Origin of the sequence: Pedobacter gandavensis (assembly GCF_032678745.1) — a bacterium.
Classification (GTDB): Bacteria; Bacteroidota; Bacteroidia; order Sphingobacteriales; family Sphingobacteriaceae; genus Pedobacter; species Pedobacter gandavensis_C.
Genome location: NZ_JAVTST010000012.1, coordinates 39,491 through 65,431, shown reverse-complemented (window position 1 = coordinate 65,431; position 25,941 = coordinate 39,491). Strand labels below are relative to the sequence as shown.

Here is a 25,941-nt window from a genome sequence, read left to right as displayed (position 1 = left end):
CTTGTATATCAGCTTTTTTTATTCCATAGCTACACTGATCAGATAATCCTATACCATATCTTCTGTTGTAGCTCTAGTACTGTTCCTGCACGCTCTGCGAAGGTTTCTACTACTTTAATCTCACTATAGCTTTTCATAAGCTTTTAATGTGTCAATCATTCACTCTTTTTTCTTGTCGTGATTTTCTATTGATATCTAAACTACTCGCTTATATTTGGCATTCTTAAATACACCTAATTATGATTGCGATAACGAATAGCCAGTTTTTTAATGAAGACCTGCTCGTAAAAGGTCAAACCATTTTTATTGAAGATGGAAAGATTAATAGAATCTCCAACGAAACGGTTCCCGAAGGGTATGAAATTATTGACGCCGCTGGGGATTATGTCAGTCCTGGTTTTATTGATCTTCAAATTTATGGAAGTGGTGGTAACCTTTTTTCCGCTTATCCTACTGTCGGAACATTAAAACAGATGGATGAAGATCTGATGGCTAAAGGTACAACGGGGTTTTTAGCTTGTGTGGCGACGAACAGCCCGGAGGTGGTCTATCAATGTCTTGATGCAGCTAAGGATTATCGTAGTGAAGCTAAAGGCTTTTTAGGACTTCATTTGGAGGGACCTTACATTAATCCTAAGCGTAGAGGTGCACATATTGAAAAATATATTTATAAAGCGAGCTTGGAAGAAGTTAAACGTTTGCTGGATTATGCAGATGGCACCGTTAAAATGATGACCATTGCCGCAGAGTTACAAGATGAAGATGTTATTAGTTATTTGGTTGATCAGGGAATGATACTTTCACTAGGCCATAGCGACGCTGATTTTAATCAGGCCACCTCAGCTTATAACAATGGATTTAAGACAACTACACATTTGTTCAATGCGATGCCTTCAATTCATCACAGAACGCCTAATTTGCCTGTAGCAGTGATGAATCACCCAACTGCAATGGCTAGTATTATTGCTGATGGCTGCCATGTGGATCTTGAAGTGGTAAAGATGACGTATAAAGCAATGAAAGATCGTCTGTTTCTAATTACAGATGCAGTAACAACATGTGAAATTGGACCTTATCAGCATGAGTTGAGAGGTGATAAATTCGTGACCGCAGATGGTACACTTTCTGGTTCAAATATCACCCTTTTACAAGCAGTTCAGAATTGCGTAAATCATTGTGATATCCCAGTAGAAGAAGCGTTAAAACTGGCCACAAAGAATCCAGCCCTATTAATGGGTATTTTATCAAATAAAGGTACTTTAAACATAGGTAATGATGCTGATTTAGTGTTTTTAACAGGAGACCTACAACTAAAGAAAGTTTTTGTAAAGGGTTTGCACATTTGAACCCTGATTAATTAAAACAAATAGTTATTTTTGGACTCATGAAGTATAAACGGATTCTGCTGAAATTAAGTGGCGAGTCGCTGATGGGCGATAAACAATATGGTATTGATAATGAACGTGTTAGGCAATACGCCGAGGACATTAAAGCGGTACATGATGAAGGCCTTGAAATAGCAATAGTTATTGGAGGTGGTAATATTTTTAGAGGTTTAAGCGCCGAAAAGTCGGGTATGGACCGTGCGCAAGCTGATTATATGGGAATGTTAGCTACTGTAATCAACAGTATGGCACTACAGGACGCACTGGAAAAAGTTGGTCTTAAAACCCGCTTACTTACTGCAATTAAAATGGAACAAATCTGTGAACCATTTATCCGCAGAAGAGCTGTACGTCACCTTGAAAAAGGTCGTGTAGTGATTTTTGGTGCTGGTACAGGTAATCCTTATTTCACAACAGATTCTGCAGCAGCTTTAAGAGCAATCGAGATTAAAGCAGATGTGGTTTTAAAAGGAACACGTGTGGATGGTATTTATACCGCAGATCCTGAGAAAGATCCAACTGCAACTAAATATGAAAAGATTTCTTTCAAAGAAGTTTACGATAAAGGATTAAACGTAATGGATATGACTGCCTTCACCCTGTGTGAAGAAAATGAACTTCCCATTATCGTTTTTGATATGAATAAAACAGGTAATTTCATGAAAATTGCCAAGGGTGAAGAGATTGGGACGCTTGTTAAGGTCTGATTCTAATAAATTTTATATTTTTGGTTAAATTTTACAAAACATGAATGACCTCATAAAGAAACAACTACAAGATGCTCAGGCAAACATGGACAAGGCTATTGACCATTGTGAAGCTGAATTGACAAAAATTCGTGCAGGGAAAGCTTCTGCGGGAATGTTGGACGGCATATTTGTAGATTACTATGGTAGTGCTACTGGTTTATCTCAAGTGGCAAGTATCAACACGCCAGATGCACGTACGATACTCGTTCAGCCTTGGGAAAAAAATATGTTAGTTCCTATTGAACGTGCCATTATGGAAGCGAACATTGGAATTAATCCTCAGAATGATGGTGTGGTGATCCGTTTGGTTGTTCCTCCACTAACTGAAGAACGTAGAAGAGATCTTGTTAAAAAGGTAAAAGAAGAAGCGGAACGCGGAAAAATCACCATTCGTAATATTCGTAAGGATGCTAACGAAAAAATTAAAAAGTTGAAAGGCGAAAGCGTCTCTGATGATGAAATCAAAACTGGAGAAGGTGAAGTGCAAAAAATAACTGACGCGTATATTATCAAAGTTGATAAACATGCAGAAGCAAAAGAAAAAGATATCATGACGGTTTAAAACCTGATTTATAATTTACTTGTAATTTAAAGGGAATGGAGCCGATGCTTCATTCCCTTTATTTATTTTTGGCTAGATTTAATTAAATGAAATTACTACTCGAATATTTACGCGCTCATAAATGGGTGGTCGTACTAGCACTTTTATTAGCTGCAATCAATATTGGCTTCTCCTTGTTGGATCCCTATATTACTGGAAGAATAGTTGATGAGTTCATTCAAAAGAAGGACGTCTTGAATAGAAGCGAATTTGTCTGGGGTGTACTCGGATTGGTTGGACTTAGTGTAGGCGCAGCTATGGTATCCAGAATTGCCAAGAATTTTCAGGATTATTTTACAAGTATCATCGTTCAAAAAGTGGGCGCGAGTATGTATGCCGATGGACTGAAACACTCGCTAGAATTACCTTATCAGGTGTTCGAAGATCAACGAAGTGGAGAAACTCTTGGAATCTTACAAAAGGTGAGACTTGATTCAGAAAAGTTTATTACAGCGTTTATCAGTATTCTCTTTGTTAGTTTGATCGGGATGGTATTCGTGATCGTATATTCAGTTACGGTCAGTTATAAGGTAACGTTGGTCTATTTCTCCGCAATTCCAATTATCAGTTTCGTGAGCTGGTACTTGAGTAGAAAGATTAAAACTATTCAAAAGACTATCGTTGCTGAAACAACAGCGCTCGCGGGCTCCACGACAGAGTCTCTGAGAAATATTGAGCTAGTGAAAAGTCTCGGCCTTGCCAATCAGGAAATAGAAAGGTTGAACAAAACAACTTATAAGATTCTAGGCCTGGAATTAAGAAAGGTTAAATATGTAAGGAGTATGAGTTTTGTGCAGGGAACAACTGTCAATTTTGTCCGTAGTACGATGGTTGTGGTTTTATTGATCCTAATCTTTGAAAATACAATCTCAGCTGGGCAATATTTCTCTTTCCTGTTTTATTCTTTCTTTCTCTTTGGACCATTACAGGAGCTTGGAAATGTGATTCTTACTTGGAGGGAAGCAGAAGTTTCTCTAGGGAATTTTAAAAAGATCTTAAGTACACCAATTGATGAAAAGCCTGTAAACCCGGTTAAGCTGGGGAAAATTACCAGTCTTGAGTTTAAAGATGTAAACTTTAAACATTTGACCGGTAAGCGTAATGCCCTAAATGAGATTAATTTCCGCACTCATAATGGAGAAACGATCGCTTTTGTTGGACCTTCTGGCTCTGGGAAAACCACGCTGGTTAAACTGCTAGTAGGACTTTATCAGCCAATTGACGGAGATGTGCTATATAATGGTACCTCGAGCAAAGCCATAGACCTAGATATGATGAGAGAAAAGATCGGTTTTGTAACTCAGGATACGCAATTGTTTTCTGGTACAATTCGTGAAAATCTCCAATTTGTAAGACCGGATGCTACAGATGAGGATTGTCTGCGGGTAATGAAGCAAGCAGCGTGTAACAACCTGTTGGCACGTGCAGACAAAGGTTTGGATACTGTGATTGGGGAAGGTGGGGTTAAGGTATCTGGTGGAGAGAAACAGCGGTTGTCCATTGCCAGAGCGTTACTACGCAGGCCAGATATTCTGGTTTTCGATGAAGCGACATCTTCTTTAGATTCTTTAACCGAAGAGGAAATTACGGCAACGATCCGTGATATTTCTTTACAAACGAATCATATTACTATTTTAATCGCCCACAGACTCTCTACGATTCGACATGCAGACCGGATTTTTGTCCTGGAACGTGGCCATATCATTGAGCAGGGTAAACATGAAGATCTTTTGGCCGAAACAGGCTTGTATTATGCCATGTGGAGACAACAAGTTGGCGAAAGAATAGAATATTAGTTTTAGTTCTAAGCAGTTGTTTCTAAAATGATGAGGTTAATTTTGCTGGTCGTTGATTTCCTGTAAAGTTAACCTCATCATTTTTTTAGTTTTTAGATAGGTGATTCCTGCTACCAAGACTGTCATACTACCTCCAAATACTACTGCGGGGACAGTTCTCATAAGCCTTGCCGTGAGGCCGGATTCAAAAGCCCCAATCTCATTTGACGAGCCAATAAACATGCTGTTTACAGCGGATACCCTACCCCGCATTTCATCAGGGGTAAGTAATTGCATAATTGTAGACCGGATAATGACACTGATGCTGTCGAAAGCACCTTCCATGAATAGAAAGAAAAGGGTTAGGTAAAAGTTTTTTGATAAGCCATAGCAGATAATACTTGTTCCAAATCCAGTAACTGCAATCAGTAGATTCCTCCATGGCCTGTTCATTGGAGAGAAGCGAGTCATTGCCAACATGGTGATTACTGCACCACTAGAAGCGGCTGCCCGCATAAAACCGAGTCCTTCAGATCCAACTTTTAATATATCATTGGCAAACACGGGGAGTAAAGCAACTGCTCCACCAAAAAAAACGAAGAAGAGGTCTAGGCTCATCGCCCCTAACATCATTTTATTTTTAAACACAAAGTGAACACCTTCTGTTAGACTTTTCACAATGCTCTCTTTTGGGATATAGGTAGGAGGATGGGGTTTTAAGAAAAAGATACAGATTAGAGCAATTCTGATGAAGGTGAGTATGACACAATAGGTGGCGGTAATTCCATAAAAGCCATAGATCAATCCACCAATAGCCGGACCTAAAATAGAAGCAGCCTGCCAGCTGGAACTGTTCCATGTACTGGAATTGGGGTAGAGTTTTTTAGGGACGATTTGCGCCATTAAGGAAAAGGTTGCCGGACTGAAAAAACCTCTAGCAATTCCAAATACCATCAAATACATAATGGGTACAATATAGTCTACCGGTACATAAGCATGCATTTGTTTGGTGGTTACTACGAACATGATTAATGAACATAGAAATACACCACTAAATACTTTCAGCAACAAGCCTCTTTTTTCTGATTTGTCGGCCACATAGCCCCCGTATAGAGCAATGCCGGTTGCAGGAATCGCTTCATAAAGACCAATTAGTCCAAGTGCCAGAGGATCTTTTGTAAGGTGGTAAATATGAAATCCAATGATGATCGCCTGCATTTGATAAGCAAATGTGAAAAAGAAACGCATTCCAAGGTAAGATCGAAACTCCCGGTATCGGAGTGCAGCATAAGGATCTGTTTTTTCTGTGGCTTCCAAGAACGTTGTTTTTTAGCAAGTGTATGTTATGGTGTTTCAATAACATACACTTGCTAAAAATAATATTACATGATATTGTCATAAAATGCGCTGTAAGCAGCACGCATATCATCTGCCTGATTGATTGCTGCAGAAGCGGCAATTCCGAAAATTCCCGTTGCCATTAATGGGTCTATATCACTTAAGGTGACACCGCCAACAGCAATTACAGGTAAATTAATTGATTGTGCTTTTAGCGTCTGCATCGCCTTGGCATATCCTTCTACACCTATTAATGGGGCATCGTTTGGCTTGGTAGTAGTTGTGTAAAATGGTCCGAATCCTGCATAATCAGCGCCTTCTTTTGCTATTCTGACTAGTCCATCTATAGTGTTGGAAGAACCGCCGATAGTGACTGCTTCGCCCAATTGCTGACGAAGTTTCACAAAATCCGCATCCATATCTTCTATATGAAAGCCTTGTATGTCGGCCTTTCCATTCAGATGAATGTGATCTGTGACGATAAGGGTAGCTCCCCAATCATCACAGATTTCAGCAATTGCATTGATATCTTCTAAAAGTTCTTCGTCATTTTTAGTTAGACAGCGGTATTGAAGCCATTTTGCACCTGCACTACAAGCAATGCTTGTCTGTTCAATGTGACTATGCTGATGGATATCATGTGTTATAAAATGTAGCTTTTCGATGAACTTCTTCATAAGGTGTTAAAATTTGAAATTTAGCGAAAGTAAAAAATTAGTTCCGGCCTGTGCATAATAAAAATTCTCTGTAGTGATATTCCCTTTATAAGCAGTGCTATAAGTATAACCATTGCTCTCATACTTTTCATTAAAGATATTATTCACCAAAAGACCAAGATTTATATTTTTAATCCTTTTAAGTTGGAAATCGTAACCTATTCTCGCATTATTTACCCAATATGCATCAAGCTTTCTGCTGTTATTTTGGGTGTTGTCCAGGAATTGTTTACCTACAAACTTGCTTTGTAGAGCTGCTGCAAAACCTTTAAATGGTTTGTAAACCAGCTCTCCCGAAACGACAGATTTTGGAGAAAAGGAGATATCCGTGTTTTTGTGGTTGGAAGTGATTAAGGTTTCTGAACCATCATCTTCATATTGGGTTACATAATTAATATAGTTCTGAATTTTATTCTTGCTAAAAGCGGCATTGGCATTTATGGCAAATTGTGGACTCAGGATGTAAGAAGCATCAAATTCAACTCCTAAACGGTAACTTTTATCTACATTCTGACGGTAAGCATCCGCGAATTCATTGATTTCTCCCGTGAAGATCAATTGATCTTTATAGAACATCCCATATACATTCAGACCAAGATTCAGTCTGTTTTCTTTATAACGATAACCTGCCTCTAAATCACGTAAACGTTCTGCTTTTGGGGATGGTAAGCCTACTTTTAAGTTTGTGAAATCATCACGATTCGGCTCTTTATTGGCTACACTAAAGGAAGTGTATACATTACTTTGTTCATTTATGAAATAGGTTGCGCCAACTTTAGGATTGAAAAAATGGTAGGTATTGTTAAAATCAAGGTTTCGTAGGTTCTTGTCTTTTCCTGAGATTTTATAATCTACAGTTCTGTATTGGAGGTCGGTAAAAAGACTCAATTGATCTATTGGGCTGTAGCTTACTTTACCGAAGGTATTGAAATCATTTTTGTTTCCTTTCCCATCATAATAATGGTCGCTGATATTGCTGGTGGAAGGATATTTCGCCCAGATAACCTCTCCGAAATGTTTGCCCCTGTATTCATTATATGCCCCTCCAAGTGTGAAATTCAAGTTAGATTTTGGTTTGTAACTTAAGGCGTAAGTAGTACCATAGAAATCATTATCTAGCCAACGGCGACGAATTAAATCCGTTCTTGTTTGAAGCGCTCCGTCTGCATTCATCGGTGGTAAACCGTATTTGCTGAGTTTTTGATCGAATTTAAATTCTTCAAAATAACCCTTTCCATCGGTATAATGTAAGGCGGCATTGAAAGAGAATTGCTCGTTAATCTGTTTGGCATAAAGCGCCTGATAGTGATTTTGTGCGTAGTTATCGGTCTGGTCTTTATAGGTAAATGAGTTATAAGTTCGGTTCCCTGAATTCAACAAATTCTGCGTTTGCGCGTCATTAAATTCCTGACGCTTGCTGAAATCCAGCATACCCTGTACATCACCTTTTAATCTTGCTTCGGGAATACCGTCCCAAGCCTGGTAAGTTTTTTCAGTTCCAGAGAACACATTTAGGCGAAGTAATTCATTTTTACCATGATAAGCACCGGAAAGGTAATATGACTTCAAATTAGATGCTGCTCGGTCGATAAAGCCATCTGATTTTATTCTTGAAAGTCGGCCATCGAAGCTCCATTTATTGTCAATCAAACCTGTTCCTAGCTTAACGGTGTTTTTAAGGGTGTTGAATGAGCCGTAAGTATTGTTTAGTTCTGCGTAAGCATTTTCTAAAGGTGCGCTAGTCTGGATATTTAAGCTTCCTCCGAAAGCACCAGCACCATTGGTAGAGGTACCTACACCGCGTTGGATTTGTACATTTTCTATGGAAGAAGCAAAATCAGGCATGTTAACCCAAAATATTCCCTGACTTTCGCCGTCATTGTAAGGAATACCATTGATTGTTACATTGATTCTACTGGCATCGCTACCTCTGATTCGGATGCCTGTGTAACCTATACCTGCCCCTGCATCGGATGTAACTACTACTCCAGGGGTATTGTTTAAGATAAATGGGAGATCTTGTCCGAAGTTGTTTTCTTGAATCTCAGCTTTGCTAATGTTTTTATAAGTAGTAGCGGATTTATCGTTGGCGCGTGTGGCATTAACAATCACCTCATCGGCAAGAAAAGCAGCAGGTTTAAGACTGAAATTTTCGACCCAATCGGATTTCAGTTCCAGGTTTTTCTCTGTCGTTTGGTAGCCGATAAAGCTTACCACTAAAGTATAGTTTCCTGCTTTAAGATTCTTAAGTTGGAATTTTCCCTGACCATCGGCTGTAACACCAAAAGATTTTCCTTTTAAACGGATCGTCGCGCCAGGTAATGCCTGACGGCTTGTTTCGGACACAACTCCCGAAATCGTAAACTGTGCCTTTGTTAATATAGGCAACAACAACATAGCTAGCGCTATGGTCAATAACTTTTTCAATTCTTTGTTTTTTTAGTTAAACCACTGTAAGTAAGGGGCACTTACAGCCCAGTTAAACTCCATAACTCCAATCCCTCCGCCGGCATTATCCGGATCAGGTGTATATATCTGTTTGCAGATATAATGGGTATGCTCTCAGCCTGTTTTTGTGTTTTTTACAAAACAAGGCACCCCTTTTTGATGGAACAAAGGTATTGATAAAAATTGAATCTCCATGAGAGATGTCTATTTCCGGTTTTTTGGTAAATAGTATACGGTATGGTTGATTAGTATGCGTTATCAGGATGAAAGCCCCTCCTAATTAAAAAGTGCTATTTTTTCTCAAGAAAGGATTCAACTGCTGCAATAGCATTATTAAATCTTTCTTCCGTTCCACTAACTACTACATAATTTGCATTTAAGTTTTTTAATTCCTGGTGCCATACCTGCATAAAATGTTCCCGTTTATGAGGGAAATCTCGAAGTGGATCTTCTTGCCATGGCAAGTCAATGTCCATGAGCAGGTATAAATCATAAGTATGGAGTGGTAATGCATTTAGTACTATTTCCGGAGTGTTTCCAAAAACCTCATCACTCCAGATCTTTACGGTGATAAAAGTTGTATCACAGATGATCAAATCTTTTTCTGCTATGGCGAGGATAGATTCTTCTAAAGCGACTTGTCCGTGATACATGTTTACTTCGTCTTGTAAATTGCAGGGCTCTGTTAAAGCGGCACAATAATAACGGGCATATTCTGGTACCCAAAGCGTCTGGTAGTGCTTTGCTAGTTGTTGTGCAATAGTCGATTTTCCTGTACTTTCCGGGCCAACGATGGCGATTTTTTTAATTTGTTTGTTCACGATACGTTTTCCTCCAGTCTAAATATCCTTTGATGGCAATGGCAACCAGGAATGCATAAAAAATGGCGCTTAAATTTAGATTTTTATAAATATATAATGGGATGTAGCAGAGGTCGACCACAATCCATAGTATCCAGTTTTGCAGAATTTTTCTGGTTAGCATTAATTGTGCTACAAAGCTAATCGCAGTACAACAGCCATCTTCATAAGGGACGTTCGTATCTGTGAAATGATCTAAGAATAATCCCAAGGAGACAGATAAAATAACTATTGAGGCAATTGCTAACCACCAGCCTTTCTTCGATAAGTTACTTACCGGTTTGTCATCAACTTTTGTTTTTCTTATCCAATAATACCAGCCATAAAAAGCAGTAAAAAGAAAATAGAATTGCAAAGCCATGTCTCCATACATCTTTGCATCAAAAAACACCCAGGCATAAGCGATCACGCTGATGATTGAAATGGGCCAGCTTAAAACATTTTCTTTTGTGGCCAGGTAAATACAAATAAATCCGGATAATACACCTAGCCATTCCACCCATGTGGTATGAATAAATTGATCAGTAATTAGTTGAAAAAATGAAGACTCAAGAAGTAACATGAGCCAAAAGTACTTATCCTAAAATTATTTGCAACATAAAAGCTTTGGAGGAATGCTGTTATTTGTTTGTTTTCGGAGAGGTGCTAAAACTCAATGATACACGAACACTGATGTCGGTAGTTGTTTTTTCTCTTAAAACATACTCCATTCTGATACGTAGACTTGTTCCTTTTACATAATTATCCAGAAAGCGGGAATTGTCAATATCCAAGACCAATCCTGTGCCAATATTCTGTTGAACATCACTTCTTGAGGCTACCATTATCTCTTCACCATTTTCATTGGCTACAAATAGTTTCACAGATTTGAACATCCCTAAACTTTTGCTGGCGGGATTACTAGCTTCCATTTTTGCAGAAGCAATTCTGATCTCTTTTACATAATCTGTACCGTTTTGATTTCCAAAAACTTGATCGAAACTAGTCGCAGCAGAACTTGTGGAGATGGTTGTGTTGCTTTTTGAGCCAGCAGGGATTACTACATTAGCGTTATATGGGAAAGAAGATTTTATCAGGGATTGTACTGTAGCACAGCTGGAAAGCATCACTATCGTGGTTATTAGTACCGGGAATATTTTTTTCATTGGGCTGTACATTCTTGTCATTTGATATAGTATATGTCTGATAGGAACGGCAAATGTTGTTCCAAATTGTCTGATGTTGTGTATTGTCGTCTTTTTTTTAATGCTTAAAACAAAGAGATAGGTGTTGCTGGTTGAAGGAAGATAGGCGACCTTATAGGGGAAATTAAGTCGTTAAATTCAAGTATAGGTATACTAAATCAAGTATATCGCGTTTAAATAATAAGGATAAAAGAATCTATGTGCAGGGGCTTGCATCCAGACGAGTTAAAACATAATTCTGTGCCACTTGTAGTTATGATAGCATTAAATATAAAAACCTTATAATTTTTACCTAAAATTGAACATAATGAAAAGGCTCAAATTAAATTTTATCGTAGCAGCAGGACTTTCATTAGGCTTATTGGCATTCAGCAGTATCAGAGAAGGCAGCATTCAGGGGAAAGTAAGTCCGGCTGAAGGCGCATCTCAGGTTTTGGCCATAGCTGGGAGGGATACTTTACGCGCCTCAATTAACAATGGAAGCTTCGTTTTCAGCAAGGTTAAACCTCAAACTTACACCATTTGGGTGAAAGCAAATCCGCCATATAAAGACAGTTCTGTAGAGAATGTTGCGGTGGTAGATAGTGCTGCAACAGACGTTGGAGAGATTAAATTGCTACAGTAATTCATAGTAAATGATTAAAAGGGCTTTAGGTGAATTTCTAAGGCCCTTTTTTATTTGAACTGTTTTTTAAAAAAGAGCATATTTTTATGGATCAAAAACGTAACTTTGCATCCCGACGGAAGAGTCGGGATATTCCCCTTGCAAAGCAGAGAAAATCTCTAGACTATTCTGGTCCTTTAGAATGCAATTTTTACCAATTTCACTTATATAACTTTAGACTTTTTAAAGCCTTATGCCTAAAGACACCTCCATACGCTCAGTATTAATTATCGGATCGGGACCTATTATCATTGGTCAAGCCTGTGAATTTGATTATTCAGGATCTCAAGCTGCCTTATCCTTAAAGGAAGAGGGAATTGAAGTTTCCATCATCAACTCTAATCCTGCAACCATCATGACCGACAAGGTGATTGGGGACCATGTGTACCTTTGGCCTTTAACGGTAGACTCCATTGAGCAGATTTTAATCGAAAGAAAAATCGATGCAGTTTTGCCTACTATGGGCGGACAAACTGCTTTGAACCTTTGTAAAGAAGCGGAAGAGCGTGGTGTTTGGGAGAAGTACGGTGTTAGAGTAATCGGGGTAGATGTTGCCGCGATTGAGAAAACTGAAAACAGAGAATCCTTCCGTCAATTAATGATTGATATAGGTGTAGGCGTTGCTCCATCCAAAATTGCAAACTCCTTCTTAGAAGGTAAAGAAGCAGCTCAGGAAATCGGTTATCCACTGGTAATCCGTCCTTCTTATACATTAGGCGGTTCAGGTGGTGGTTTCGTGCATAAGAAAGAGGAGTTCGACCACGCTTTACAACGCGGATTAGAAGCTTCACCAACGCATGAAGTATTGGTAGAGAAGGCGGTAATAGGATGGAAAGAATACGAATTGGAGTTGCTAAGAGATAGCAATGACAACGTGATCATCATTTGTTCTATTGAAAACTTTGATCCAATGGGAATCCATACCGGAGACTCGATCACAGTAGCACCAGCAATGACTTTATCTGATCGTTGCTACCAGGACATGCGTAACCAGGCCATCAAAATGATGCGTGCCATTGGAACTTTCGCTGGGGGCTGTAACGTTCAGTTCTCTGTGAATCCTGACAATGATGATATTATTGCGATCGAAATCAATCCAAGGGTATCACGCTCTTCGGCATTGGCGAGTAAAGCAACAGGATATCCGATCGCAAAAATCGCTTCTAAATTAGCCATTGGTTATAACTTAGACGAGATCGAAAATCAAATTACAAAAACAACTTCTGCTTATTTCGAGCCTACATTAGACTATGTGATCGTGAAAGTACCTCGTTGGAACTTTGATAAATTCAAAGGTGCTAACATGGAGCTTGGATTACAAATGAAGTCGGTAGGTGAGGTAATGTCTATCGGACGTACCTTTATCGAAGCCTTACAGAAAGCTTGCCAGAGTTTAGAGATTGGTAGAGCCGGATTAGGTGCAGATGGTAAACATAACCGAAGCATCGAAGAGATCATGCATGGTTTGGAGCATCCAAGCTGGAATCGCTTGTTCTTAATCAAAGATGCGATGACTATGGGCGTTCCTTTGGAGTCTATCCGTAAGGTAACGAAAATCGATAAGTGGTTCCTTTCTCAAATTCAGGAGTTAGTACATCTGGAAGTTGAGTTAAAAAGATATTCACTAAATAACATTCCTAAAGATTTCTTCTTCACGTTGAAACAAAAAGGATTCTCTGATATCCAGATTGCTTATTTGTTAGGTAATGTAACGGAAGATGAAGTTTATAATCGCAGAAAATCTCTAGGTATCAAACGTGTGTATAAAATGGTAGATACTTGTGCCGCTGAATTTGCAGCACAAACACCATATTACTACTCTACATTTGAAGAGGAGAATGAATCCATCCCAACAGATAAAAAGAAAGTAATTGTATTGGGTTCAGGTCCTAACCGTATCGGTCAGGGGATTGAATTTGATTACTCATGTGTACATGGTTTGCTTGCTGCTAAAGAAAGCGGTTTTGAAGCGATCATGATTAACTGTAACCCTGAGACGGTTTCTACAGATTTCAACATGGCTGATAAGTTATACTTTGAGCCAGTATTCTGGGAACATGTTCGTGAAATCATTGAATTGGAGAACCCAATCGGGGTGATTGTTCAACTGGGTGGACAGACTGCTTTGAAAATGGCTGAGAAGTTAGAGGAGAACGGCATTAAAATTATTGGTACATCTTACAATGACATGGATGTTGCGGAAGATAGAGGGCGTTTCTCAGACTTACTTAAAGAATTAGAGATTCCTTACCCAAGATACGGTGTTGCTGAAAATGCAGAGGAGGCGATTATCGTTGCTCAAGAAGTAGGATACCCGGTATTGGTAAGACCAAGTTATGTACTGGGTGGACAAGGAATGAGCATAGTAATTAACGACGAGGATCTGGAGAAAGCTGTAGTTAAACTACTAGGTGATCTTCCTGGAAACCGCGTGTTGATTGATCATTTCTTAGACAGAGCAGAAGAAACTGAATCGGACTCTATTTGTGACGGAGAGGATGTGCATATCGTTGGTTTAATGGAACATATTGAGCCTGCAGGGATTCACTCTGGTGATTCCAGCGCAGTATTGCCACCATTCAGCTTATCTGAGAAGGTAATGAATGATATGGAAAATTACTCTAAGAAAATTGCTAAAGCATTAAATGTAATCGGGTTACTAAACATTCAGTTTGCAGTAAAAGACGAGAAAGTTTATGTGATTGAAGCGAATCCTAGAGCCTCAAGAACGGTTCCTTTCATTGCGAAGGCTTACGATGTTCCTTATATCAATATCGCTGCTAAAGTGATGTTGGGTGTTAACAAACTGAAAGACTTCACAATTGAAAGAAAACTGAAAGGTTATGCGATCAAAGAACCTGTATTCTCTTTTGATAAGTTCCCGGAAGTAGTGAAAGAGCTAGGTCCGGAGATGAAGTCTACAGGAGAGGCGATCAGGTTTATTAAAGACCTGGAAGATCCTTACTTCAGAAAGTTAGTGAAAGACAAATCGATGTACTTATCGAAATAATAAGAAAAGTCCCGAAAGGGGCTTTTTTATTTTACATGATTTTTAAGGTAGGGATGTTTTTACTGACTTACTTTAAAAATCATGTTAATTCTTTCCCCAGATTCGGGTATTTAAATCTAAGGTTTCAATCACTTTGTAGATATGACATACCAATTCCAGATCTTCCTTCATCAAGCCATCGGTCATCAAGCTATCAAACAATGGAGCTTCAAAATAATTTCTGGATAGAGGAAAGGCAATAGTTATTATATTTCCGACAAAGGAAAGACTGATGCTGTCTTCGCACCTGTCGTTTAGCGTGCATATTGATTCCATCATCAATGGCGTCAGAATGTATCTTGCTTCTATCTGATTTGAAGAATAAGTAGCAAAATGCTTTTCAAATTCTGGATTTTCTAATTTAACACGTTCTTTTGCGCCTGAAAAAAATGGAGTATTACTCCCAAACCATTCAGATACATCGCTTCCAAAGGCTTTGGATTGAACCACTGTTAGTTCTTTAAAGTTCTTGTTAAAATCGGCTTGAAAGATCACGCCATTAAAAAGTTCATGCCAGGTCTCCTGGGTTGTGCCTTTTTTAGTGATGGTGAGTTCTTTGTATTGCGCGTTTACTTCTGAAAAGCTAAATCTCGTTTTTCCTGCATTGCCAGATACCCGGTCTTCGCTCGTATACTTGTCGGGCTTTTTTTTGAACAATAAAGAACCGAAAAAATCATCTTGAGACAATCCTCTTTTAGGATCTATTTCCAGACTCTGGTCTATCATTTTTATCGTCTGTGCGACTAATCTTTGTTTAAAATCAAGGCGATATTGATCCACTGCTCCCAAATTTACCGATATTGATATTAAACCAGCAAAAAAACAAATGATGCCAATAGCTATCATGGAGAGTATCGTAAACGTAAAACCGATTATAGCGATCGGTATGCCAATAAAACAAATTGCGAGATGGATTACTCTTTTCTTACGTAAGCTTATTCTGGTTGCCTCTAAATCATTCAGCACCTCTATTGTAGCCGAATCTAAATGAGATATATTGTGCATTAGCTATTAAAGAGATTTTTTGCGTTAACATTGTTGCGTTCCGTCTCGGAAATAGAGATTACTGGTTTAGCAGTATAATTTAATATTCCTGCAAAGATGCTGCCGGGAAACATCATGATGGCATTGTTATAATCTGTAATTACAGCGTTATAAGTTCTTCTGGCGGCAGCAATTTGTTCCTCGCTTTCCGTCCAGGTGGTTTGTAGATTTGTAAAACTCTGATCTGCTTTAAGGTTGGGGTAATTCTCTACGTTGACCATCAGTCCTTTTATCTCATGGCTAAGTTCCTGGTCTATCTTTAACTTTTCATCATTACTCAAATTCGGACTGCTGGCGCGGCTCCTTAAGGCAACGACCTTTGTGAGCAGGTCACCTTCATATTGCATATACTGTTTTACCGTTTCTACAAGGTTAGGCAAGAGGTCGAAGCGTTTTTTCAGCATCGCATCAATTGCCCCAAAGGCATTGTCAATTTCGTTCTTCTTTGCGATTAAGGAATTGTATATCGAAATACAAATGACTGCGATGAGGATGACTATAATAATTACAAGAGCAATAATCATAAAATGAAGTTAAGAGGTTGAATATAAATGGAAGATATAGGTTTTTCCTGAAGTATTTCTGATTTCTGTTTTAAGGAGTAATCTTTGACGGAAAAAATAAGCCCTGCTCTTATAAAAAGCAAGGCTTTTATCTTGATGCAAAATAAGAATGGGAAGAAGAGATGATTTACTCGAGAATCACCACCCCTTTAGCTTCAAAAGCCAATTCTTTTTTAGGAGCTGTAATTTTTGCCACCTCTGCCGCAGATTTATGTGCATCTTCTGCATAGTGACGTAAAGTCTCTACAGAGATGGTTTGTTTTTTTGCGATGCCATCAAGGGCTACTTTTTTTCCAACGATGTCCATTGGCATAAAGAATGCATAGTCTTTAAATGTGATGCGCATTGCTTCGCCTGTTGGTGTTTTCAACGTCATCCAACAGCCTTTCTTTTTACAAACTTCTACGACTTCTCCTGTAATTTTCATTTCGGCGATTTTCTGATCACCCATGGCTGACTCTATTTTCGAAACTGGGAGTAGGTTGCCAGCGCTGACACCATTTCCAAAGGACTTGCCAGGAAGGCTTGTTGTGTCTTGTGCTAGTGTGCATAAGGATAATGCGCAAAAGCCCAGGCTTAAAAGTATTTTTTTCATGAGGTAAGATTAAAGTGTTGAAATTCTTATGGTTGAGATAAAAGTATCAAATTTTCTTTAATTCTTAAAGATAGTTCGGAGAAATGGCTCAAAACAAAAAAAATCCTCGTTATCTATCGATAACGAGGATAATCATCCCTATTGTTGTTAAATCATAAATGATTAACAATTTACATTAGGCAACTTATAGGCCGATTTTTAAAAACGCACTTGTGTAGCGGGTAAGTGATTGATAATCAGTGTTGTTTCTGATTTGTGTGATTTTAGGCCTTTAGCCTGGAAGGGGAATAATTTCCCCAATATGTAGAAAAAGCATTAATTATTTCTACATATTGGGGAAAACTCTCCATGTTTTTGCAGTTTATTCAATTGATTCAAATAGATTTGACTTATCCAAACAGTAAAGAGAAGACATCTTCTATTTTACTAACTGGGCTAAGTTCTATTTTATATTTTTCAGTGATCAGACCTTTCATATTATAATTCGAGATGAAGATCCTTTCAAAACCTAGCTTTTCTGCTTCCGAGATACGCTGTTCGATCCTGTTGACGGCTCTAATTTCTCCGGAAAGGCCAACTTCTGCAGCAAAACAAATCTTTGATGAGATGAATATATCTTCATGAGAAGAGATGATTGCGACTAAAATTGCGAGATCAATTGCAGGATCTTCTACTTTGATTCCTCCGGCGATATTCAAGAATACATCTCTGGTGCTTAGGCGAAATCCACATCTTTTTTCAAGCACTGCCAAGAGCATATTCATTCTTTTGGTGTCGAAGCCATTAGAGGATCGCTGAGGCGTTCCGTATGCCGCGGCGCTTACTAAGGCCTGTGTTTCTATTAACATTGGCCTGGCGCCTTCTAATGTCGCGGAAATCGCAATTCCGCTTAGTTCTTCATCCCTTTGTGATAATAATATCTCAGAAGGGTTGGAAACCTGCCTTAATCCGGTACTGTGCATAGCATAAATACCCAGTTCAGCTGACGCGCCAAAGCGATTTTTAATTGAGCGTAAAATACGGTATACATGGTTTCTGTCGCCCTCAAACTGCAATACGGTGTCTACCATATGTTCCAGGATTTTAGGGCCTGCAATGGTACCGTCTTTAGTGATATGGCCAATTAGAAACACAGGAGTGTCTGTTTCTTTTGCAAATCGCAACAGTTCGGAGGTACATTCACGCACTTGTGAGACACTACCTGGTGTAGCATCGATATTTGAGGAGTGGAGCGTTTGAATTGAATCTACAATCAGCAGATCTGGTTCCAGTTCTTCAATTTGTTTGAAAATATTTTGAGTAGAAGTTTCCGTGAGGATATAACATTGTGCAGTAGGGTTAGCTGTGATCCTTTCTGCTCTCATTTTGATCTGTTGTTCACTTTCTTCTCCGGAGATGTATAATATCTTTTTGCCGGGGATACTTAGTGCGAGCTGGAGCATCAATGTTGATTTCCCAATTCCTGGCTCTCCTCCAATTAAAATAACTGAACCGGCTACCAGTCCGCCACCCAATACGCGGTCCAGCTCCTGGTCTCCAGTGGAGACACGTTCCTCAGTTATAGAGGGAATATTGTCAACTTTATTTGGTTTATTCACCCTGCTAGTTGCCGTAGAAGTTTTCCAGGCCGGCACTTTAGAGCTGACTTTTTCTATCACCTCTTCTACAAAGGTATTCCATTGGTTACAAGAGGGACATTTGCCGAGCCATTTCGCGGCTTCATGTCCGCAATTCTGACAGAAATATGCTGATTTAGTTTTAGCCAATTTATTGGAGTTTTAATGAGGTACGAATTTAAGATAATTCGGTATAAAAGTGGTTTAAAAATCCCTTATAAAGCAAACAGGCCTGTTCCAAGAGGAGCAGGCCTGTTTAAAGAAATTTAACCGTGATTATAATTTAATCTCTTCGTCTTTAGACGAAATAAAATGGAATTCAGTCAGGTTATAAGAAGGAACCGCTTTGATTTTGATTCTTTGTCCGAATTTAAAGAACCACTTCCATTGTAAAGATATGAACCCTTTTTTGATGTAAGCCTCAATATAAGGGTGTACACAAAGTGTAATATTTTTTTCGTTTTGCTCCTGCAAAATATAGGTCAGATTGTTTTCGATGTCATCCATCAATACAATACTTGCCTTAATTTCACCCGTACCGTCACAGGTTGGGCATTTTTCACTGGTTACGATGTTCATTTCCGGTCTAACGCGCTGACGTGTGATTTGAACAAGGCCAAACTTACTTGGAGGAAGAATGGTATGTTTCGCACGATCCAGGAGCATTAGTTCCTTTAGGTAGTCAAACAACATCTTACGGTTTACAGGTTTGTGCATATCGATAAAATCGATAACTACAATACCACCCATATCACGTAAACGTAGTTGTCTCGCAATTTCTTTCGCCGCTTCTTTATTTACCTGAAGGGCATTTTCTTCCTGATTTTCTTTGCTTGCCGTTCTGTTTCCGCTATTCACGTCTACTACATGCAATGCTTCGGTATGTTCTACCACAAGGTAGGCACCACCGGCCAGGTTTACTGTTTTTCCGAAAGCATTTTTAATTTGCTTTTCGATACCGAAATGTTCAAATATCGGTTCTTTATGCTTGTAGATCTTAACGATCTTCTCCATCTCAGGAGAGATTTCATGCACATAAGAACGAATGTCTTCGAACAAGTTACTATCGTTCACATAAACGTTAGTGAAGTCGGTACTTAAAATGTCACGGATGAGCGTGGAAGTACGGTCCATTTCTCCCCAAACACGTTTTGAAGGCTCTGCATCTGGCAACTTCTTAATGAAGTTTTCCCATTTTGTAACAGAGTCCAAAAGGTCTTTTTGAAGTTCGGCAACGCCTTTACCTTCAGAAACCGTTCTAATGATCACTCCAAAGTTTTTAGGCTTGATACTTTCGATAATCTTTTTTAGACGATTACGTTCCGTATTGCTTTTAATCTTTTTGGAAATCGAGATGACATTAGAGAAAGGAACCAGCACAATATAGCGTCCTGCTATAGATAAGTCTGAACTTAAACGTGGGCCCTTTGTTGAAATTGGTTCTTTGGCGATTTGAACTGGTAAGACAAGATTCTTGCTGACCACTTCAGAGATCTTCCCAGCTTTGTTAATGTCTCCTTCTAGCTTGAAATTATCTAATAAAGTTCCGCTAACAGAGCCATTACGCTTGATTTTAGTAAGCTTAATTAAAGATTGTACTTGTGGACCAAGGTCGAAGTAATGCAAAAAAGCATCCTTTTCGTACCCCACATCAACGAACGCAGCATTCAGACCAGGCATAATTTTCTTTATGCGGCCTAAATATATATCGCCTACGGCGTAATTGTTATTGATGTGTTCCTTATGAAGTTCTACAAGTTGTTTGTCTTCAACTAAAGCTATGGTTACTCCCGAGGGAGATGAATCTATAATGAGTTCCTTTACCAAAAGCTACAGATTTTAAGGCTATTCGCCTTATTAACACATGGACAATAAAAAAAATATTGCTACCAACAATTAAGGCTACGATCAAATCCTAGCCTTAGTTGTTGAGCAAAACATTAAGAAAACCTATTTTTTCTTATGTCTGTTTTTTCTTAAACGTTTTTTGCGTTTGTGGGTAGCCATTTTATGTCTCTTTCTTTTCTTACCGCTTGGCATAATCTTTGGGTTTTAAATATTTTCGTAAATCTGTTTATTATTTTTTATTCTTTAACGCATTCACTTTATCATCGATAAACTTTGACAATGTCGCGTTTGCAGCTAATTTTTTACTCTTTTCGTAAGCTTCAATAGCTTCCGAGTTTTTTCCAAGGTTTTCATAGGCCGTTCCCAAATAGAAGTAAGCTTCTGGGGAAGGCTTCATGGCAATAATATTTTGGAACCTGGTTATTGCTTTATCAAATTGTCCCGACTTCATAGCGAAAGTACCCAAGCTCATATTTGCTTTTAAGTTCTTCGGATCTTTCTTTACAACGTCCATTAACATTGCTATCCCAGCCATTGGCGCACCCATTCCATTAACGATGGTAATTCCAAGACCTGTTTTAGCATCATTGCTGTTGGAGTCTATTTTCACTGCATTGGTATAAGCTAAATTCGCTTTTTGCAATAATGCAGGTAATAACACACTGTCACGGGTGTTGTCAAATGCCTTCATAAAAGTATCTCCGGCAGTCAACCAATTGTTTAATGAGGGTTCTTTGCTGGCTACGATTTCCAAATATAACGCACTTGGAACCGTTTGCTCTAAATCATCCCATTTCTTTGCTAATAATTTAGCTTCTGCAGCTTTTTTGTCTTCAGGAGCACTGTTATATGCATTTTCAAGGGTAACGATTTCAGCGGCTAAACTCGCATTGATGGTATTTTTAGCGACAGTTGAAACCTCTTTAAGGTTGATTTCAGCTGTTGCCGGGCTTTGTGCATTCATTGGAGCACCTGCAGGCGTACTGCTGGTTTCTTCTTTTGGCTTTACTAACCCCTTAATATCCCGTGTAAACAAAAACGCTACAAGCAGTACAACTGCTCCTATCAATATGGCTTGTTTAGTTCGGATATTTTTTATCATAATGAATTAAGCTTCTACGCTAACTATTTTTGAATTATTTTTCACTTTATCAACAAATACTTTTGCTGGTTTAAAGCTTGGAACGAAGTGTTCCGGGATAATAATTGCAGTGTTTTTAGAAATATTTCTTGCAGTTTTTTGTGCGCGTTTTTTAACAACAAAACTACCAAAACCCCTAACATATACATTTTCTCCACCAATCATGCTGTTTTTGATGACCTTGAAAAATGCCTCAACGGTTTCTTGTACATCTACCTTTTCAATTCCTGTTTTCGTTGATATTTCTGAAATAATATCTGCCTTAGTCATATTCTCTGTTATTAATTTATAGTGTGTTATATACTTTATAAGTGTTTTGGGGTTGCAAAAGTATTGCTTTTTAATGAGATAGGAAAATAAAAGTGGATTTATTTGCAGCCGATAGTATCACTGAATTGCAAGTTTTGGTAAAAATAAATATTTAGGGTGTATTTTTGCGGTTATGAGTTTTCAGAGAGAAATCGTTAAATGGTATTCCATCCATAAAAGGGAACTTCCCTGGAGAGACACGACTGATGCGTATGTGATCTGGTTGTCAGAAATTATTTTGCAACAAACGCGTGTGGAGCAGGGCCTCCCATATTTCCAGCGCTTTCTGCAAAATTATCCAACGGTTAATGATTTTGCGAATGCCACAGAGGCTCAGGTGCTTAAATTGTGGCAGGGGCTTGGCTACTATTCCAGGGGTCGAAATATGCTATTTACAGCAAGGCTGATTCAGGAAAAATTTGAGAGTATTTTCCCTAGTAAATACGAAGAACTGATCCTTCTAAAGGGTGTGGGTGAGTATACTGCGGCCGCGATTTCTTCTTTTTCCGCGAATGAATCCAGGGCGGTATTGGATGGCAATGTTTTCCGGGTATTGTCCCGGTATTTCGGGCTAGAAACTGCCATCAATAGTACAGAGGGGAAAAAGGAGTTTACGGCATTGGCGAATGAATTAATCGAAGGTCAAAATCCTTCAATCTACAATCAGGCTATCATGGAATTTGGTGCGCTGATGTGCAAGCCTAAGTCGCCGGATTGTAGCAGTTGCCCTGTTCAATCGGGCTGTTATGCGAGGGCAAATGACCGTGTGAACGTACTGCCTTTAAAATTAAAAAAGCTAAAAAAGCGTACTCGTTATTTCAATTATTTTGTATGTCAGGATGCTGAAAACTTACTGGTGAAAAAACGGATTGCCGGAGATGTGTGGCAGGAATTATATGATTTCCCCTTAATAGAAACGGAAAAAAATTACCTGGAAGATCAGGGTAACTTTTTGTCAGAGTTAAAAAATAGCTTTGGATCAGACTGTTTGATTAGTCCAATATCTGTACAAAAACATTTACTGACTCACCAAACTATATACGTTCAATTTTTTGTTTTAGACAATTATATCATTAACTTTAAGAAGGATGCAGAAATAAAATGGGTATCCCTGGCAGAATTTGAGGAGCTGCCTCAACCTAAAGTAATTACAAATTTTATGAATTCCAATTCAATTAAACAGTAAAAATAGATTCCATGTCAGGTATTAACAAAGTTATTTTAGTCGGACATTTAGGCAAAGATCCTGAAGTTAGACATTTAGAAGGAGGGGTTACTGTAGCTAGTTTTCCATTGGCAACATCAGAGACCTATAACAAAGATGGTAAGCGCATTGAGCAAACGGAATGGCATAATATTGTTTTATGGAGGGGCTTGGCAGAAGTGGCCTCTAAATATTTGCAAAAGGGAAAATTGGTCTATATTGAGGGAAAATTGCGTACCCGCTCTTTCGAGGACCGCGAGAAGGTAAAGAAATATGTTACAGAAGTAGTGGCAGAGAACTTTACCATTCTGGGTAGAAAAAGTGATTTTGAGCATACCCCTGTGACGAACGAAAACACTACTCCAAAGAGTGAAACGGAATATCTTGATCCGACGGAGGTATCAGGAGATCTGCCCTTTTAAATGGTGCGCTTAACCCGGTTAGGCGCAAAAGGAGCAATGCTGGATGTTTATGAAGATGCAATTCAAGAATTGTGTCAGGAGGTTGAATACCTTACCGATGAAGCGCTCTTAACCCTGCTTGACCCGGATAGTAAAGACGAAAATTGCCGCTCTATACAGACCATTTTAGGTCATGTGGTAGGCAGTGCTTTCAGTTATGCAATTTATATTCAGGAACTAAGTGGGGAAGGGGATCCTCGCCCTGGACTAAGGTTAAGAGATACAGTTTTGGCTTATCTTCAGGACCTCAACGATGCTTTTGCCTTTACCCTAACTGTATTTGAAGCCTTAAGCGATTCCGATTTAGAAAAGTTTGACCCCAAAGAGAAAATCCATAGCCGCTGGCAGCAAACTTATGATATTGAGCAAATGATGGAGCATGCGATTGTTCATGTACTCCGGCATACACGCCAGATTGAAAAGTTCAAGAGAAGATTGGAAATCCTATAAAAATGGCTGGAAGCTTTCCTAAAAAAAGGAATGCCTTCCAGCCATTTGCTATTTTAACAGTTTATCTATTCTACAGTAACTGATTTTGCGAGGTTTCTTGGTTGATCTACGTTACATCCGCGCATTAAAGCGATATGGTAGGATAACAATTGCAATGGAATCGTAGCCAATAGTGGTAGGAAGGCCTCACTAGAATCTGGGATTTCAATGCAATAATCTGCCATCTTTCTCACTTCTGTGTCTCCTTCAGTAACAATCGCAAGTACAATACCTTTTCTTGCTTTTACTTCCTGAATATTGCTAATTACTTTTTCATAAGAAGAGTTTTTAGTAGCAATCACTACAACCGGCATTTCTTCGTCAATCAAGGCGATAGGGCCATGTTTCATCTCGGCGGCTGGATAACCTTCCGCATGGATATAAGAGATCTCCTTGAGCTTTAAAGCGCCTTCTAATGCAACAGGGAAACCACTACCTCTTCCAAGGAACAGGCAATTTCTAGAATCTTTAAATTTAGCTGCAATTTCCTTGATCAAATCATTAGATTCTAATGCTTTTTGAATCTTATCAGGAATGCAATCTAATTCTGTTAACAGTTCTACTAATTTAGAGTGAGTGATGGTTCCTTTTTGTTGCGCCATATAGAAAGCCATCAGGGTAAGTACGGTTACCTGAGCGGTAAATGCTTTGGTAGAAGCCACACCGATTTCCGGTCCGGCATGCGTATATACTCCTGCATGAGTTAACCTTGGGATAGAAGAACCGACTACATTACACACACCAAAAATGGTTGCACCTTTTTCTTTTGCCATTTCAATTGCGGCCATGGTATCCGCAGTTTCTCCGGATTGTGAAATCGCGATCACGATATCTTTTTCGGTGATGATTGGATTTCTATAGCGGAATTCCGAAGCATATTCTACTTCTACTGGAATTCTGGCATATTCTTCAATCAAGTATTCTGCTACCAAACCTGCATGCCATGAGGTACCACAGGCTACAATGATAATACGGTCGATATTTTTCAGTTTATCGGCATATTCTTTGATACCACCCAGTTGAACGATCCCTTCATTAGGATAAATTCTACCACGCATACAGTCACGGATAGAGCGGGATTGTTCAAAGATCTCTTTGAGCATAAAATGCTCATATCCCCCTTTTTCCAACATTTCCAGCTTCAATTCCAATGCCTGAATATATGGTGTTTGAACCACGTTGTCTAATCGTTTGATCAGCAATTCGTCGCGTTTTACAAGTGCAACTTCATTGTCGTTCAGATAAATCACATTTTTAGTATACTCAATAATAGGCGTGGCATCAGAGGCAATAAAATACTCACCTACACCTACACCAATTACCAAGGGACTTCCTTTTCTGGCGGTAATCAACTGCTCTGGCTGATCTTCATCCATTAAAACAATGGCATAAGCACCCGTTACCTCATTTAAGGCAAGTCTTACTGCTTCAAAAAGATCAGTATTTTCATTCTTATAGATCTCTTCAATCAGGTGTACCAGAACTTCAGTATCGGTATCACTTTTAAATTCATGGCCTCTGTGGATCAACTCTTCTTTCAGGGTGGCATAGTTTTCTATGATCCCATTATGAATGATGGTTAATTTTCCACTATTAGAAGTATGAGGGTGAGAGTTACGATCTGAAGGTGCACCATGAGTTGCCCATCTGGTGTGTCCGATACCGATGCTTCCGGAAAGATCTTTCCCTGCTGAAAAGTTTTCCAGTTCCTGGACCTTTCCTGCTTTTTTATAAATATTTAACCCGCTCTGGTTGATCAATGCAATTCCTGCACTATCATATCCGCGATATTCCAATCTTTTCAGTCCTTTTAGGACGATTGGCCAGGCTTCCCTATGACCAATGTAACCAACTATTCCACACATAGAAAAAATGTTTTAAAAAAATAAATCCCCCGAAATT

The 25,941-nt window shown here is 38.9% G+C and carries 23 protein-coding genes; 9 read left to right on the top strand and 14 right to left on the bottom strand.

The annotated features are described in order from the left end of the window. The first annotated feature begins 239 nt into the window (after window positions 1–239). The 4 genes from nagA (at window position 240) to R2S10_RS24330 (ending at window position 4,531) form a co-directional block, all read left to right on the top strand. Window positions 240–1,346, top strand: coding sequence for an N-acetylglucosamine-6-phosphate deacetylase (nagA, locus tag R2S10_RS24345; protein ID WP_316842998.1), 1,107 nt, complete (start codon window positions 240–242; stop codon window positions 1,344–1,346). 38 nt (window positions 1,347–1,384) lie between these two features. Beyond that, window positions 1,385–2,092, top strand: a complete 708-nt coding sequence (gene pyrH / locus R2S10_RS24340) for a UMP kinase (protein WP_062550771.1) — start codon at window positions 1,385–1,387, stop codon at window positions 2,090–2,092. Between the two features lie 40 nt (window positions 2,093–2,132). Next, window positions 2,133–2,696, top strand: coding sequence for a ribosome recycling factor (gene frr, locus R2S10_RS24335; protein ID WP_182960357.1), 564 nt, complete (start codon window positions 2,133–2,135; stop codon window positions 2,694–2,696). A gap of 86 nt (window positions 2,697–2,782) precedes the next feature. Further along, window positions 2,783–4,531 carry an ABC transporter ATP-binding protein gene (locus R2S10_RS24330; RefSeq protein WP_316842997.1) on the top strand — a complete coding sequence of 583 codons (1,749 nt, stop codon included), beginning with the start codon at window positions 2,783–2,785 and terminating at the stop codon, window positions 4,529–4,531. A gap of 36 nt (window positions 4,532–4,567) precedes the next feature. Here R2S10_RS24330 and R2S10_RS24325 read toward each other — a convergent pair whose 3' ends face one another. The 6 genes from R2S10_RS24325 to R2S10_RS24300 form a co-directional block, all read right to left on the bottom strand. Beyond that, on the bottom strand, window positions 4,568–5,827 hold the full coding sequence (locus tag R2S10_RS24325) for an MFS transporter (RefSeq protein WP_316842996.1): 1,260 nt from the start codon (window positions 5,825–5,827) through the stop codon (window positions 4,568–4,570). A 65-nt stretch (window positions 5,828–5,892) separates the two neighbouring features. Beyond that, window positions 5,893–6,525: a thiamine phosphate synthase gene (locus R2S10_RS24320; RefSeq protein ID WP_316842995.1), complete on the bottom strand. Its 633-nt coding sequence runs from the start codon at window positions 6,523–6,525 to the stop codon at window positions 5,893–5,895. 6 nt (window positions 6,526–6,531) lie between these two features. Beyond that, window positions 6,532–8,991, bottom strand: coding sequence for a TonB-dependent receptor (locus R2S10_RS24315; protein WP_316842994.1), 2,460 nt, complete (start codon window positions 8,989–8,991; stop codon window positions 6,532–6,534). A 311-nt stretch (window positions 8,992–9,302) separates the two neighbouring features. Next, window positions 9,303–9,833, bottom strand: coding sequence for an ATP-binding protein (locus R2S10_RS24310; protein ID WP_316842993.1), 531 nt, complete (start codon window positions 9,831–9,833; stop codon window positions 9,303–9,305). Further along, entirely contained in the window at window positions 9,817–10,434 is a 618-nt protein-coding gene (pnuC, locus tag R2S10_RS24305) for a nicotinamide riboside transporter PnuC (RefSeq protein WP_316842992.1), read from the bottom strand. Before pnuC ends, R2S10_RS24310 begins: the two co-directional genes overlap by 17 nt. Window positions 10,435–10,492: 58 nt before the next feature. Further along, window positions 10,493–11,017, bottom strand: coding sequence for a hypothetical protein (locus R2S10_RS24300; RefSeq protein WP_316842991.1), 525 nt, complete (start codon window positions 11,015–11,017; stop codon window positions 10,493–10,495). Between the two features lie 346 nt (window positions 11,018–11,363). On the opposite strand from R2S10_RS24300, the gene R2S10_RS24295 reads away from it, so the two are divergent. Next, entirely contained in the window at window positions 11,364–11,681 is a 318-nt protein-coding gene (locus R2S10_RS24295) for a carboxypeptidase regulatory-like domain-containing protein (RefSeq protein ID WP_316842990.1), read from the top strand. Between the two features lie 232 nt (window positions 11,682–11,913). After that, complete coding sequence (carB, locus tag R2S10_RS24290; RefSeq protein ID WP_316842989.1) at window positions 11,914–14,730, top strand: carbamoyl-phosphate synthase large subunit; 2,817 nt, start codon at window positions 11,914–11,916, stop codon at window positions 14,728–14,730. 84 nt (window positions 14,731–14,814) lie between these two features. Here the strand turns inward: carB and R2S10_RS24285 are convergent, their stop codons facing one another. The 7 genes from R2S10_RS24285 to R2S10_RS24255 all read right to left on the bottom strand — a co-directional run bounded on the left by R2S10_RS24285 (window position 14,815) and on the right by R2S10_RS24255 (window position 21,846). Next, window positions 14,815–15,774 carry a DUF3137 domain-containing protein gene (locus tag R2S10_RS24285; protein ID WP_316842988.1) on the bottom strand — a complete coding sequence of 320 codons (960 nt, stop codon included), beginning with the start codon at window positions 15,772–15,774 and terminating at the stop codon, window positions 14,815–14,817. After that, window positions 15,774–16,337, bottom strand: a complete 564-nt coding sequence (locus R2S10_RS24280; protein WP_316842987.1) for a LemA family protein — start codon at window positions 16,335–16,337, stop codon at window positions 15,774–15,776. The genes R2S10_RS24285 and R2S10_RS24280 overlap by 1 nt, the downstream gene beginning before the upstream one ends. 166 nt (window positions 16,338–16,503) lie before the next feature. After that, entirely contained in the window at window positions 16,504–16,971 is a 468-nt protein-coding gene (locus R2S10_RS24275) for a DUF4920 domain-containing protein (protein WP_316842986.1), read from the bottom strand. A 389-nt stretch (window positions 16,972–17,360) separates the two neighbouring features. Then, window positions 17,361–18,737, bottom strand: a complete 1,377-nt coding sequence (radA, locus tag R2S10_RS24270; RefSeq protein WP_316842985.1) for a DNA repair protein RadA — start codon at window positions 18,735–18,737, stop codon at window positions 17,361–17,363. A 126-nt stretch (window positions 18,738–18,863) separates the two neighbouring features. Continuing rightward, a complete protein-coding gene (locus R2S10_RS24265) occupies window positions 18,864–20,414 on the bottom strand; it encodes an Rne/Rng family ribonuclease (protein ID WP_316842984.1) in 1,551 nt (516 codons plus the stop codon). Window positions 20,415–20,664: 250 nt separating this feature from the next. Continuing rightward, window positions 20,665–21,537: a tetratricopeptide repeat protein gene (locus tag R2S10_RS24260; RefSeq protein ID WP_316842983.1), complete on the bottom strand. Its 873-nt coding sequence runs from the start codon at window positions 21,535–21,537 to the stop codon at window positions 20,665–20,667. Window positions 21,538–21,543: 6 nt separating this feature from the next. Next, window positions 21,544–21,846, bottom strand: coding sequence for an HU family DNA-binding protein (locus tag R2S10_RS24255; protein WP_062550757.1), 303 nt, complete (start codon window positions 21,844–21,846; stop codon window positions 21,544–21,546). Between the two features lie 172 nt (window positions 21,847–22,018). Here R2S10_RS24255 and mutY point away from each other — a divergent pair, with 172 nt between their 5' ends. From mutY to R2S10_RS24240, 3 genes are read left to right on the top strand one after another with little or no spacing between them, the layout of a single operon-like run. Further along, window positions 22,019–23,071: an A/G-specific adenine glycosylase gene (gene mutY, locus R2S10_RS24250; protein WP_316842982.1), complete on the top strand. Its 1,053-nt coding sequence runs from the start codon at window positions 22,019–22,021 to the stop codon at window positions 23,069–23,071. An 11-nt stretch (window positions 23,072–23,082) separates the two neighbouring features. Next, window positions 23,083–23,511 (top strand): single-stranded DNA-binding protein, encoded by a 429-nt coding sequence (locus tag R2S10_RS24245; protein WP_316842981.1) that lies wholly within the window; start codon window positions 23,083–23,085, stop codon window positions 23,509–23,511. Continuing rightward, entirely contained in the window at window positions 23,512–24,000 is a 489-nt protein-coding gene (locus R2S10_RS24240) for a DinB family protein (protein ID WP_316842980.1), read from the top strand. A gap of 65 nt (window positions 24,001–24,065) precedes the next feature. On the opposite strand, the gene glmS is transcribed toward R2S10_RS24240, so the two are convergent. Beyond that, the gene (glmS, locus tag R2S10_RS24235) at window positions 24,066–25,904 is read right to left on the bottom strand and encodes a glutamine--fructose-6-phosphate transaminase (isomerizing) (protein WP_316842979.1); all 1,839 of its coding nucleotides are present in this window, start codon (window positions 25,902–25,904) and stop codon (window positions 24,066–24,068) included. Between the last annotated feature and the right edge of the window lie 37 nt (window positions 25,905–25,941).